Origin of the sequence: Streptomyces melanogenes, assembly GCF_014649795.1 — a bacterium.
In the GTDB taxonomy this organism is placed as follows: Bacteria; Actinomycetota; Actinomycetes; order Streptomycetales; family Streptomycetaceae; genus Streptomyces; species Streptomyces noboritoensis.
Genome location: NZ_BMTS01000008.1, coordinates 123,879 through 137,104, shown reverse-complemented (window position 1 = coordinate 137,104; position 13,226 = coordinate 123,879). Strand labels below are relative to the sequence as shown.

The window sequence follows — 13,226 nt, the reverse complement described above, 5'->3', positions numbered from 1 at the left end:
GGAGACCCACAGATGGCACCCACCCTCATCCTCAAGCCCGGCACCGCCTGGACCGACGCCTGGCAGCGCTGCCGGGCGATCGCCCCCGAGGCTTTCCGGGACGACCGCGTCCTCAACCTCTGGAACGGCCAGTGGCAGCCCGACGGACGCGCCCTGCCGGCCACCAGCCCGATCGACGGCAGCCCCATCGCGGGCCCGCCGCGACTCGACGCGCCCACCGCCCGACAGGCGGTCCGCGCCTCCCTCGACCAGCACCGCGCCTGGCGGCACATCCCGCTGCCCGAGCGCCGCGCCCGCGTCGGAGCCACCCTCGACGCGCTCACCGAACACCGCGAACTCCTCGCCCTGCTCCTCGTCTGGGAGATAGGCAAGCCCTGGAAGCTGGCCCAGGCGGACGTGGACCGGGCCATCGACGGGGTCCGCTGGTACGTGGAGAACATCGACGCGATGCTGGAGGGCCGCACCCCGCTCGACGGCCCCGTCTCCAACATCGCGAGCTGGAACTATCCGATGAGCGTGCTCGTTCACGCCATGCTGGTACAGGCACTGGCGGGCAACGCGGTCATCGCCAAGACCCCGACCGACGGCGGCCTTTCCTGCCTCACCCTGGCCAGTGCGCTGGCCGCGCGCGAGGGCATCCCCGTCACCCTCGTCAGCGGCAGCGGCGGCGAGCTCTCCGAGGCCCTGGTGCGCTCGCCGGAGATCGGCTGTGTGTCGTTCGTGGGCGGGCGCGACACCGGCGCGCGCATCGCCACGGCCGTCACCGACATCGGCAAGCGGCACATCCTCGAACAGGAAGGACTCAACACCTGGGGAATCTGGAACTACACGGACTGGGACGCGCTGTCCGCCGTCATCCCGAAGCTGTACGACTACGGCAAGCAGCGGTGCACCGCGTATCCGAGGTTCGTCGTGCAGCGCGCGCTCTTCGACCGGTTCCTCGCCGCGTACCTCCCGGCGGTCCACACCGTCCGCACGGGCCACCCCCTCGCGGTCGAGCACCCCGAAGACGCCCTGCCCGAGCTGGACTTCGGGCCGCTGATCAACGCGGCGAAGGCGAAGGAGCTGGGCGACCAGGTCGCCGAGGCGATCGACCGGGGCGCCGTCCCGCTGCACCGGGGCGGCCTCGCCGACGGCCGGTTCCTGCCGGGCCAGGACACCAGCGCGTACCTGCCGCCGGTGAGCCTGCTCAACCCGCCCTCGTCCTCACCGCTGTTCCACGCGGAGCCGTTCGGCCCGGTCGACACCATCGTCCTGGTCGACACGGAGGCGGAGCTCCTGGCCGCCATGAACGCCTCGAACGGGGCCCTGGTCGCCAGCCTGTCGACCGACGACCCCGAGACGTACGCCCGCCTGGCGCCGCAGATCCGGGCGTTCAAGGTCGGCCGGGGCAAGCCGCGTTCGCGCGGCGACCGCGAGGAGCTGTTCGGTGGCTTCGGCGCCTCGTGGCGCGGCGCCTTCGTCGGCGGCGAGCTGCTGGTGCGGGCGGTCACCGAGGGCCCGGCGGGGGAGCGGCTGCCGGGGAACTTCCCGGAGTCGTACGCGTAGGAGGCGTCGGCTTCCTGAGTACGCGAACGGCTTGAGTACACGACCGGCTGGCCGGGGTCGGAGCAGCACCCCCGACCCCGGCCAGCCGGACCGGCGGCGTGCCCTCACGCGTACGGGGGGATACCGACGGCCTACGCGTCGCGCTTGCGCAGGGCGGCGAGGGCGCGGTCGGCGTGGACGCTCATCCGGAGCTCGCTCTTGACGACCTCCAGCACCCGCAGGTCGGTGTCGATGACGAAGGTGACACGCTTGGTCGGGGCGATGCTGAACCCGCGCTTGACGCCGAACAGCTCCCGTACCGTGCCGTCGGAGTCCGAGAGCAGGGGATAGCCGAAGGAGTGCTTCTGCGCGAACTCGGCCTGCCGCTCCACCGCGTCGGCGCTGATGCCGATCGGCTGGGCCCCGAGCGCCCGGAACTCCCCGGCGATGTCGCGGAAGTGGCACGCCTCGGCGGTGCAGCCGGGGGTGAAGGCGGCCGGGTAGAAGAAGAGCACCACCGGGCCCTGGGTCACCAGCTCGGAGAGGGTGCGCAGGGTGCCCGTCTCGTCGGGGAGCTTGAAGTCGTCGACCTTGTCGCCAATTCTCATGGGCGCAGTCAACCACTGACGGAGGGGCTGCCGACGGGGAGGGCGGGAGCCGGGGCGGGCAGGCGCTAGCCGATCCCCTGCCGGTCGGCCTCCAGCGCGAACGCCCGCTCGGCCGCCTCCGGAACGTCTCGTTCCACGGCGTGGACGAGCAGGGCCCGGTGCCGCAGGAGCGGCGGGCGCCGCTGCTCGGGAGCCAGCCGCAGCAGCTCGTCCAGGGCCGCCACGATCCGCCGGGTGACCTGCGGGCTGCCGACGGCGTAGATACGGATCTCGGTGAAGCCGAGGTCGACGAGGTCCTCCCAGGAGGGGACGGGCTGCACCAGCCGTACGGCACCCCGGCGGTCACGGTGTCCCACCGCGCCGAGCGGCCGGTGGGCGAGCTCGGCGAGCAGCTGCACGATCCGGTCGAGGCACTGCACGGCCGTCGTCGGATCGTTCACGGCGGGGGAGAGGGCCCGCAGCGCGATGTCACAGAGCTGCCGCAGCCCGAACCCGAGGTCCTGGTGGAACGTGCGCTCCACCCCCACCGACACGGTGTACCCGAGCGCGCCGCGCGACGGCGCCCGACCGCCGTGCACCGCGAGCACGGGCGTGCCCGGCACCACGAAGTCCCCGATCCGGGGGATCAGCCGCAGCACGACGCCCTGGCGCCGGGCCGCGCGCACGAGCCGCGCGATGTTCACGTCCCGCAGCACCCCGGCCCGCCCGCTGTGCCCGATCTGCCCGCTCTCCGCCGCCGGCTCCTCGCCCACGCCTCCCTGCGGCATCTTCTGCACCACCCGGAACGCCTCGGCGGTGATCCGGTCGACGACGTGCCCGACGCGCATCAACCGCAGCGTGGCGTTCACGTACGCGATGAAGAGCAGCAGACTCAGCGTGACCATGCCGATCGTGAGCAGGCTCTGCGCGATGGGCACGCTGTCCACGAGCTTGGGATCGGTCACCCCGCTGTACGAGGTGAGGACGAGCAGCGACAGAGCGAAGGTCGCCAGGAAGACGGCGAAGGTCAGCTTGGTGATCCGGGACCGTACGAAGATCCGCACCACGCGCGGGGTGAACTGCCCGCTCGCCATCTGCACGGCGACCAGTGAGATGCTGAAGACGACACCGATGAAGGTCATCATCGCCGAGCTGACCGTGGTGATCACGGTCTTCAGATCGTCGACGACCCCGATCAGCTCGCTGACCGCGTCGTACTCCCGCTGCCGCTGGAGCTCGTCGACGATCGCCGTGTCCAGCCAGTACGCCAGCTGCCACAGCACGTACACCAGCACCAGCGCCGCGCTCGGCGCGAACCAGAAGGTGTCCCGCAGATGCTCCCGCAGCGGAGACAGCATCCGGGGCCGCCGATAACGCTCGCCGTTGCCCACGCCCCGAGGCTAGGGCCCGCACCCCGCGCGACCCGGGCCCCACGCCCGGCGAGCCCACGGCCGTACCCACATGGTGGCGCGGACGCCGCCCCTGCGGGTTTCACGCTGAGTGCCCGAACGACCACCCTCGGCCCCCGTTCGGGCGATCAACGGCCGAGGAGCCCGACCGTCACCCATGCCAAGGCCCCGCGATCGCCTGACCACGCAATATGCGGGTGAACACCACCTCAAACCCCTGGTAGAGTTATCTCTGTCGCCGCGGGGGAAAAGCCCGCGAGACACACACCTAGTCCGGGTGGCGGAATGGCAGACGCGCTAGCTTGAGGTGCTAGTGCCCTTTATCGGGCGTGGGGGTTCAAGTCCCCCCTCGGACACCAGCAACACCAGCGAGAACCCCAGTCGATCTGGGGTTTTCTGCGTTTCCGGGGCCGGTGCGCATGCGGCCCGGCGCCCCTCGCGACTCCCGCTATAGCCGGACGCGGTACACACGACCCACGTCCGTAGTGAGCGGCGTCCTGGTTCGCGCACCGAAATAAGACCGAAGTGCCTGGTTCCATTCGATGGAAGATCCCGTTCCTGAGTCTTCTGTGGCATTTGAGGCCTACTTGAGCTTGCACCGCCGCTGGCAAAATGAACCGCTCGGTAGGTATTCTTAGGCGTCCCATCGCGAGCCGCCGTTGTCACGGCGCCGCCGGTACCGCCATCTCCGCCGTCACCCCCACCCCACCGAACACCTCGCAGGGGAGCAGCACTTGAACGCCACAGCCACCGCCACCGCCACAGCCGTCACCGCGGCGATAGCCATCGCCGCCGTCACCGCCTTGTCCGAGCCCACCTGGGAGTTCGTCCCGCGCGAGGTCCCGCTCGGCGGCTGACCCGCGGGCACCCGCCGGGCGTGTCCGAGGCGTCCGGCGGGTGTCGCGGTCGGCCCCCGCCCGGAACACAGCGTCACCACGTGGCCCGGGTCACTCAACTCGCGTCCGGGTGGGGGCTGTTGGCCCGGGTGTTCGGATGTCTACCCTGTTACAGGCCTTGAGGGATGGAACGCCTGAGGGGGAGACGCATGAGCACCGATATCAGGAGCGGCACCGAGGACACAGCGCGACCCAAAGAGCCGGCGAAGGGCGAGAAGCTGGCCGACTGGGCGGACGGGCGCCTCGGCATCTACTCCATCGCCCGGACCCAGATGCGCAAGATCTTCCCGGACCACTGGTCCTTCATGTTCGGCGAGATCTGCCTCTACAGTTTTCTCGTCCTCATACTCACCGGCATCTATCTGACGCTCTTCTTCGAGCCGAGCGGTGTGGAGGTCGTCTACAACGGCTCGTACACCCCGCTGAGCGGCGTCCGGATGACCAGGGCCTACGAGTCCACCATCGACCTCAGCTTCGACGTGCGCGGCGGGCTGCTGATCCGTCAGGTCCACCACTGGTCCGCGCTGGTCTTCTGTGCCGGGCTGCTGGTGCACATGATGCGCGTGTTCTTCACCGGGGCCTACCGCAAGCCGCGCGAGCTGAACTGGCTGTTCGGCTGGACCATCCTGTTCACGGCCCTCATCACCGGCCTCACCGGCTACTCGCTCCCGGACGACCTGCTCTCCGGCACCGGCATCCGGTTCGCCGACGGCGCCATCCTGTCGATCCCGATCGTCGGCACGTACATCTCCTTCTTCCTCTTCGGCGGAGAGTTCCCGGGGCACGACATCATTCCCCGGCTCTATTCGGCGCACGTGCTGCTGCTGCCAGGGCTCATCCTGGGGCTCGTCGTCACCCATCTGATCCTGGTCTTCTACCACAAACACACCCAATTCGCCGGTCCCGGACGGACCGAGAAGAACGTGGTGGGCGCTCCTCTGATGCCCGTCTACACCGCCAAGGCGGGCGGGTTCTTCTTCCTGGTCTTCGGGCTGCTGACGATCATGGGCGCGGTGGCGACCATCAACCCCGTCTGGGCGATGGGGCCCTACCGGCCGGACCTCGTCTCGACCGGGGCCCAACCCGACTGGTACCTGGGCTTCTCGGAGGGCCTGATCCGGGTGATGCCGGGCTGGGAGATCAACGCCTGGGGCCATACGCTCGCCCTCGGCGTCCTCATCCCCTTCATGCTCTTCCCGGTGCTGCTCGCCGCGATCGGCGCCTATCCGTTCATCGAGGCGTGGGTCACCGGCGACAAGCGCGAGCACCACATCGCGGACCGGCCGCGCAACCACCCCGTCCGCACCGGCCTCGGCACGGCCTGGCTGGCCATGTACTTCGTGTGTCTGATCGGCGGCGGCAACGACCTGTGGGCCACCCACTTCCACCTCTCGATCAACTCGATCACCTGGTTCGTACGGATCACCTTCTTCGCCGGACCGGTGCTCACCTTCATCGTCACCAAGCGCATCTGCCACGGACTCCAGCTCCGCGACCGCGACAAGGCGCTGCACGGCCGGGAGAGCGGCATGATCAAGCGGCTGCCGCACGGTGAGTACGTGGAGGTGCACGAGCCGCTCGACCAGGGCCAGCTGTACAAGCTCACCCAGCACGAGCAGCCCGCGCCCTTCGAACTGGGCCCGGAGGTCGACGCGAACGGCGTCCGGCGCAAGACCACCCGCTCCCAGCGGCTGCGCGCCAAGCTCGCCAAGGCCATGTACGGGCCGGGCTCGCACGTCCCCAAGGCCACCGTCGAGGAGTACAAGCAGATCCAGGCCTCGGGCCACGGCCACGGCGACAGCCACGGCCACGAGCAGGTGGAGGAGCAGGAGCACCAGCCCCGTTAGAGGCATCGCGCATCGGTACGGAACACGGGCCCCGCCGGTCGTCACGGCGGGGCCCGTGTTCGTCTCGCGTACCGCCGCTCGACACGGATACGCCACTGGGTCTTCCGTATTGCTCGCTGTTCTTGGAACACTCCAGTCGCTTCTGTCCCCACACCCTTGCAGAGGTCACCTCACTCATGGCTGAACTCAATCGGCGCCGGTTCATGCAGCTCGCCGGCGGCACCGCGGCCCTCACCATGCTGTCCGACAGCATCGCCCGCGCCGCCGCCATCCCGGCGCAGGGCAGCACCGGCAGCATCCAGGACGTCGAGCACGTGGTCGTCCTGATGCAGGAGAACCGTTCCTTCGACCACTACTTCGGCTCGCTCAGCGGCGTGCGCGGCTTCGGCGACCCGCGCCCCGTCACGCTCCCCAGCGGCAAGCCGGTCTGGCACCAGGAGGGCGGCGGCAAGGAAGTCCTGCCGTTCCGGCCCAAGGCGGACAACCTCGGTCTCCAGTTCATCCAGGACCTCAACCACGACTGGGCCGGCGGCCACAAGGCGTTCAACAACGGCAAGTACGACCAGTGGGTGCCCGCCAAGACGTCCACCACGATGGCGTACCTCACCCGTGAGGACATCCCGTTCCACTACGCGCTCGCCGACGCCTTCACCATCTGCGACGCGTACCACTGCTCGTTCATCGGCTCCACCGACCCGAACCGCTACTACATGTGGACCGGGTACACCGGCAACGACGGCACCGGCGGCGGGCCCGTCCTCGGCAACGACGAGAAGGGGTACGGCTGGACGACGTACCCCGAGCGCCTGGAGAAGGCCGGGGTGTCCTGGAAGATCTACCAGGACATCGGCGACGGCCTTGACGCGGCCGGCGGCTGGGGCTGGATCAACGACGCCTACCGCGGCAACTACGGCGACAACTCGCTGCTGTACTTCAACAGCTACCGCAACGCCAAGCCCGGCGACGCGCTCTACGAGAAGGCGCGCACCGGCACCAACGCCAAGGCGGGCCAGGGCTTCTTCGACATCCTCAAGGCCGACGTGAAGGCGGGGAAGCTGCCGCAGGTCTCCTGGATCGCCGCGCCCGAGGCGTTCACCGAGCACCCCAACTGGCCGGCCAACTACGGCGCCTGGTACATCTCCCAGGTGCTCGACGCGCTGACCTCCAACCCCGATGTGTGGGCGAAGACCGCGCTGTTCATCACGTACGACGAGAACGACGGCTTCTTCGACCACATCGTGCCGCCGTTCCCGCCCTCCTCGGCCAACCAGGGCCTGTCCACGGTCTCGACCTCGGCCGACTACTACGCCGGTGACATCAGCCACGGCGCCGGTGCCTACGGGCTCGGCCAGCGCGTTCCGATGCTCGTCGTCTCGCCCTGGTCCACCGGCGGCTACAGCTGCTCCGAGACCTTCGACCACACCTCGATCATCCGCTTCATGGAGCGCCGGTTCGGCGTCCAGGAGCCCAACATCTCGCCCTGGCGGCGGGCCATCTGCGGCGACCTGACCTCGGCGTTCGACTTCGGCAAGTCCAACACCACGCCCGCCTCGCTGCCCTCGACGGCCGGCTATCTGCCGCCGGACCACAACCGGCACCCGGACTTCGTGCCGGTGCCGCCCACCACCGGCAGCGTGCCCAAGCAGGAGCGCGGCTCGCGCAAGACCCGGCCGCTGCGGTACGCGCCGTACGTGGACGGCTCGGCGAACGCGTCCACCGGCAAGTTCACGCTGACCTTCGGCGCGGGCGCCTCGGCGGGCGCGCAGTTCTTCGTGACCTCGCCGAACCGCACCGACGGGCCGTGGACGTACACCACCGAGGCGGGCAAGACGCTCTCCGACACGTGGAACACCGCGTACTCGAAGGGCACCACCGACCTCACGGTCTTCGGCCCCAACGGGTTCCTGCGCACCTTCCGCAACCCCGGCAAGACCGCGGGCCCCGAGGTGACCGCCCGGCACAACGCGACCACCGGCAACCTCGACCTGACCCTGACCAACGCGGGCACGTCGAGCGCGCGCCTCACGGTCACCGACGGGTACGGCGGCGCCTCCCAGGCGCTCACGGTCCAGCCGGGCGCCACCGTCAAGTACACGGTCGACCTGACGGCGAGCAAGCGCTGGTACGACGTGTCGGTGGTCTCCAGCACCGCCTCCACCTTCCTGCGCCGGTTCGCCGGACACGTGGAGACCGGCACGGCCGGCGTCAGCGACCCGGCGATCCTCACCGCCTGATCGTTCCGCCTCAACGGCCGGGCCGTCCCCCAGGGGGCGGCCCGGTCCGCGTGTACGGGGGGTCAGCGCGCCAGGAGCTCGCGCAGGACCTCCACCACCTCCGCCGGGGACTCCTCCGCCATGAAGTGGCCGCAGGAGACGGTCCGGTGGACCAGGTCGGGGGCCCAGGTGCGCCACCGCTCGGCCGTCCCGGCGTCGGGGGCGGCGCCCCAGTCCTGCTGGAGCACGGTCACCGGCATGCGCAGCCGGTTGCCACAGCGGCGGTCGGCCGTGTCGTGCTCGACGTCGATGTGGGCCGAGGCGCGGTAGTCGGCGACGATCGAGGGGACGGCCGCACGGCAGGCCCGCAGATACGCGGCGCGCACCTCGGCGGGGATGGCGTCCGGGTCGCGGGTCCACAGGTCGAGGAAGTGGCCGAAGAACTCGTCGGCGGTGGCGGAGATCATCCGCTCCGGCAGGCCCGGCGGCTGGGCCGTCAGAGAGAGCGGGAACCCGGCGGCGCCGGACGTGCCGCGCAGCACGTCCCAGGTGTCCAGGGTCGGCACCACTTCGAGGGACGCGAGGTGGGTGACGGCGTGCGGGTGGTCGAGCCCGGCGCGGATCGCGACCAGCGCGCCCCGGTCGTGCCCCACGAGCGCGAACTGCTCGTGGCCCAGCGCACGGGCGAGGGCGACGACGTCGGCGGCCAGGGTCCGCTTCGCGTACACCGAGCCGTCGGTGTCCACCGGCTTGTCGCTGTCGCCGTAGCCGCGCAGATCCGGGCAGATCACCGTGTGGTCGGCGGCGAGCTCGGCGGCGACATGACGCCACATCAGATGTGTCTGGGGAAAGCCGTGCAGCAGGACCACGGGCGGGCCCGAACCGCCCACGGCCACCTGGAGCGCCACCGCCTGGGCGACCGGCACGCGGTGGTAGGCGAAGCCGTCGATCCCGGGGTCAGGGGGAGCGGTGCGGTCGGTGCGTTCCATGGGGCCTGACCTTTGCCGAGCGAGCGGTCGGATCGGGCCAAATCGTATGACTCCGCCAGGTCGAGGGCGTCGCGGCGCGTCATACTGGGCGGCCACGGATCGCGGCGGACAAGGGGAAGCACGGTGTTGGAGACGGTGAACGGGACCGGCGCGTCCGGGGACGGGGGGCGGCACGCCGTCGTCATCGGGGCGAGTCTGGCGGGGCTGCTCGCGGCCCAGGTGCTCGCGGCCCACGCCGACCGGGTCACGGTGATCGAGCGCGACCGGCTGCCCGACGGGCCCGAGCCGCGCGGCGGGGTGCCGCAGAGCCGCCACACCCATGTGCTGATCCCGGGCGGTCAACGCGCCTACGACGCCCTGCTGCCCGGATTCACCGACGAGCTGATGGCACACGGCGCGCCCCGTGTCGGCGCGCCCAGCGACCTGGCGCAGTGGCAGGCGGGGCGCTGGTTCCGCCGCACCGAGGAGACCGCCTTCTTCATCTGCCCGACCCGGCCCCTGCTGGAGTGGCTGGTACGCCGCCGGGTGCTGGCCGATCCCCGTATCGAGCTCGTCCAGGGCACCGAGACCGTGGGCCTGGTCGGCGACGCCTCGCGGGTGCGCGGGGTGCTGCTGCGCGAGCGGGGCGCGGCAGCCGTCGCCGTGGGCCGGGAGCCGCAGCGGCTTGCCGCCGACCTGGTGGTCGACGCCTCGGGCCGCGGCAGCAAGGCCGCCGACTGGCTGAGTGCCATCGGCGCCGAACCGGCCGTCGAGGAGACCCTGGAGACCGGGCTCGCCTACGCGACGCGCGTCTACCGTACGGGCGAGGACGACGACGCGGAGCCCCACTTCATCGTCCCCAACCCCGGCCAGACGCACGGCGCGGTGGTGCTGCCCGCCGAGGGCGACCGGTGGATGGTCACGCTCTCGGGGCTGCGGGGCAACGAACCGCCGCTGGACGACCGGGGGTTCACCGAGTTCGCCGACCGGCTGCCGCACCCGATCACCCGGAACTGGCTGGACGCGGCCAAGGCCGACGCGCCCGCGCTCGCCTACCGCACCACCGCGAACATCCGCCGCCGCTACGACCTTCCGGGCCGCCGTCCCGCCGGATTCCTGGCCACGGGTGACGCCCAGTGCGTGTTCAACCCGATCTACGGCCAGGGCATGACGGTCGCCGCCATGAGTGCCCTCGCGCTGCGCGACGCGCTGGCCGACACACGCCGTACGCCGACGACCCGGCGGGTGCAGAAGGCGATGTTCGCGGCCTCGCGGCAGGCCTGGGACATCTCGGCCGGCTCCGACAAGAACATGCCGACCGCGACGGGCGGCGCGGCGCGCAGCACGCCTGCCGACCGGGTCTCCGGGTGGTACCTCGCGCGCGTCGAGGCCCGCGCGCCGGGCGATCCGGCGGTCGGCCGGGTCTTCCGCGACGTGCTGTACCTGACCGCCCCGGTGACCGCGCTGTTCGCGCCGCGCATCGCGAGGGCGGTGCTGTTCGGTCCCGTACGGCCGACCCCGCAGGAACCGCCGGTGCGGCGAGAGGGGGTCTAGACCCCGGGTCAGCCGGCCTGCGCCTCTTCCTCGGCCGCACCGCCGAAGCTCTCGGCCGCGTCCGCGACCCGGCGCAGCAGGTCGAGGAAGACGGTCTGCTCGGCGGGGGCCAGCGGGGCCAGGAACACCTCGTTCATCCGAGCCGTGCGGACGGTGAGTTCGCGGTGCACCGCGCGGCCCTCGTCGGTGACGTCGAGCCGGGAGCGGCGGCCGTCGCGCGGGTCGCGCGTCTTGCGCAGCAGACCGCGCCGGGTCAGCCGGCTGATGACCTCGGCGATCGTCGACCGGTCCAGGCCCACCCGCTCGCCGACGGTCCGCTGGTCCAGGCCCGGGGAGGCGACCAGGGTGTTGAGGACCGCGAACTGCGGGGACGTGGTCTGCTCGGAGACCATCGTGTTCCAGAGCAGATAGTGGACCTGCTGGAGCCGCCGGGCCAGATGTCCGGGGTGGCCGCTCAAGTCGACTGCGGACACGGTGTGTTCCTCTCGTGCTGCCGCTCGATAGCGAGCGCTTTCGGTCAACCGCGTACGGTCAAGTGTTCAGCCCACTGCGGGTGTTGACCCGTCCGACTCGTCCCGTTAGCTTCGGAAGGCGGTAGGTGCTCAGTGCACTGACTAAACACTGAGCCTACCGCTACGGGGAAGCGAAGGGCAGGGGGAAGCAATGGCCGAAATTCGAGGGCTGCGCGAGGCGGTGGCCGACCTGATTCGCGACGGGGACACGGTCGCCATGGAGGGGTTCACCCATCTCATTCCGTTCGCGGCGGCCCATGAGGTCATCCGGCAGGGCATCACCGATCTCACGCTGGTGCGGATGACCCCGGACGTGATCTACGACCAGCTCATCGGGGCGGGGCTGGCCAGGAAGCTGGTGTTCTCCTGGGGCGGCAACCCGGGCGTCGGCTCGCTGCACCGGTTCCGCGACGCGGTCGAGAACGGCTGGCCGCGGCCGCTGGAGCTGGACGAGCACAGCCACGCGGGCATGGCCAACCGCTATGCGGCGGGCGCCTCCCGGCTGCCGTTCGCGCTCCTCAACGGCTACCGGGGCAGCGATCTGGGACGCCGTACGACAACGCTGTCAACGATCGACTGCCCGTTCACCGGGCAGGAGCTGGCGGCGGTCGCCGCGGTCAACCCGGACGTCACGGTCATCCACGCCCAGCAGGCCGACCGCGACGGCAACGTCCAGCTGTGGGGGCTCGCCGGGGTGCAGAAGGAGGCGGTCCTCGCGGCCGAGCGGGTGCTCGTCACCGTCGAGGAGCTCGTCGAAGTGCTGGAGCCGCGCCCGGGCGGCGTGGTGCTGCCGGGCTGGGTGGTCGACGCCGTCGCCTGGGTGCCGGGCGGCGCCCATCCCTCGTACGCCGCCGGGTACTCGGAACGGGACAACGACTACTACCGGGAGTGGGACCGCGTCTCGCGCGACCGGGACGTGTTCCAGCAGTGGCTCAAGGAGTGTGTGACCGGATGAGCGACGGACCGGGCCGCGTCGGCGGCGACGTGCTGATGGCGGTCGGCGCGGCCCGGGCCCTCGTGGGTGCGCGGACGTGCTTCGTGGGCATCGGACTGCCGTCCACGGCCGCCAACCTCGCCCGCCGCGTGCACAACCCCGGCCTGGTCCTGATCTACGAGTCCGGTGCCATCGGCGCCAAGCCGTCCCGGCTGCCGCTCTCCATCGGCGACGGCGAACTCGCCGACACCGCCGACGCGTTGGTACCGGTCACCGAGATGTTCACCTACTGGCTCCAGGGCGGCCGTATCGACGTCGGATTCCTCGGCGCCGCGCAGCTGGACCGGTACGCCAACATCAACACCACAGAGGTGGACCGGGGTCCGGGCCGCCCGCGCGGGCGGCTGCCCGGCGCGGGCGGCGCCCCCGAGATCGCCGCGCACTGCGGCGAGGTGCTGATCGCGGTGCGCCACTCGCCGCGCACCTTCGTCGAGCGCCTCGACTACGTCACCACGCTGGGCCACGGCACCGGCCCCGGCGACCGCGCCCGGCACGGGCTGCGCGGCCGGGGCCCGGTCTCCGTCATCACCGACCTCGGCGTGCTGCGCCCGGATCCGGCGACCGCCGAACTGATACTGACCGAGGTGCACCCCGGTGTCACCGTCGGCCAGGTGCGGGAGGCGACGGGGTGGCCGCTGCGGACCGCGGACCGGGTGGGGGTGACACCACCGCCCAGCGAACTGGAGCTGAGGGAGCTGAACGCCCTCAAGTCGGTCTGA

General features: G+C 71.1%; 11 protein-coding genes and 1 tRNA gene. 8 read left to right on the top strand and 4 right to left on the bottom strand.

The features are described from left to right. Positions 1–12: 12 nt before the first annotated feature. Positions 13–1,548 carry an aldehyde dehydrogenase family protein gene (locus IE252_RS19060; protein WP_190090644.1) on the top strand — a complete coding sequence of 512 codons (1,536 nt, stop codon included), beginning with the start codon at positions 13–15 and terminating at the stop codon, positions 1,546–1,548. 131 nt (positions 1,549–1,679) lie between these two features. Here the strand turns inward: IE252_RS19060 and IE252_RS19055 are convergent, their stop codons facing one another. Both IE252_RS19055 and IE252_RS19050 read right to left on the bottom strand, forming a co-directional pair. Further along, positions 1,680–2,135 carry a peroxiredoxin gene (locus IE252_RS19055; protein WP_190090643.1) on the bottom strand — a complete coding sequence of 152 codons (456 nt, stop codon included), beginning with the start codon at positions 2,133–2,135 and terminating at the stop codon, positions 1,680–1,682. 65 nt (positions 2,136–2,200) lie between these two features. Further along, positions 2,201–3,472: a DUF2254 domain-containing protein gene (locus IE252_RS19050; protein ID WP_190090831.1), complete on the bottom strand. Its 1,272-nt coding sequence runs from the start codon at positions 3,470–3,472 to the stop codon at positions 2,201–2,203. Positions 3,473–3,794: 322 nt separating this feature from the next. On the opposite strand from IE252_RS19050, the gene IE252_RS19045 reads away from it, so the two are divergent. The 4 genes from IE252_RS19045 (at position 3,795) to IE252_RS19035 (ending at position 8,500) form a co-directional block, all read left to right on the top strand. Further along, positions 3,795–3,882: transfer RNA gene (locus IE252_RS19045), tRNA-Leu, on the top strand. A 375-nt stretch (positions 3,883–4,257) separates the two neighbouring features. After that, entirely contained in the window at positions 4,258–4,380 is a 123-nt protein-coding gene (locus tag IE252_RS43995; RefSeq protein ID WP_268248416.1) for a hypothetical protein, read from the top strand. A 188-nt stretch (positions 4,381–4,568) separates the two neighbouring features. Continuing rightward, on the top strand, positions 4,569–6,266 hold the full coding sequence (qcrB, locus tag IE252_RS19040; protein WP_190090642.1) for a cytochrome bc1 complex cytochrome b subunit: 1,698 nt from the start codon (positions 4,569–4,571) through the stop codon (positions 6,264–6,266). Positions 6,267–6,442: 176 nt separating this feature from the next. Further along, entirely contained in the window at positions 6,443–8,500 is a 2,058-nt protein-coding gene (locus IE252_RS19035; RefSeq protein ID WP_190090641.1) for a phosphocholine-specific phospholipase C, read from the top strand. Between the two features lie 62 nt (positions 8,501–8,562). Here IE252_RS19035 and IE252_RS19030 read toward each other — a convergent pair whose 3' ends face one another. After that, positions 8,563–9,468 (bottom strand): alpha/beta fold hydrolase, encoded by a 906-nt coding sequence (locus IE252_RS19030; protein WP_190090640.1) that lies wholly within the window; start codon positions 9,466–9,468, stop codon positions 8,563–8,565. Positions 9,469–9,591: 123 nt separating this feature from the next. Between IE252_RS19030 and IE252_RS19025 the strand changes: the two genes are divergently transcribed. Next, entirely contained in the window at positions 9,592–11,001 is a 1,410-nt protein-coding gene (locus IE252_RS19025; RefSeq protein ID WP_229848566.1) for an FAD-dependent oxidoreductase, read from the top strand. A gap of 8 nt (positions 11,002–11,009) precedes the next feature. Here the strand turns inward: IE252_RS19025 and IE252_RS19020 are convergent, their stop codons facing one another. Next, positions 11,010–11,474, bottom strand: coding sequence for a MarR family winged helix-turn-helix transcriptional regulator (locus IE252_RS19020; RefSeq protein WP_190090639.1), 465 nt, complete (start codon positions 11,472–11,474; stop codon positions 11,010–11,012). Between the two features lie 190 nt (positions 11,475–11,664). Between IE252_RS19020 and IE252_RS19015 the strand changes: the two genes are divergently transcribed. Together IE252_RS19015 and IE252_RS19010 are read left to right on the top strand one after the other, a co-directional pair. Continuing rightward, positions 11,665–12,468, top strand: a complete 804-nt coding sequence (locus IE252_RS19015; RefSeq protein ID WP_190090638.1) for a CoA transferase subunit A — start codon at positions 11,665–11,667, stop codon at positions 12,466–12,468. Further along, a complete protein-coding gene (locus IE252_RS19010) occupies positions 12,465–13,226 on the top strand; it encodes a CoA-transferase subunit beta (protein ID WP_190090637.1) in 762 nt (253 codons plus the stop codon). The genes IE252_RS19015 and IE252_RS19010 overlap by 4 nt, the downstream gene beginning before the upstream one ends.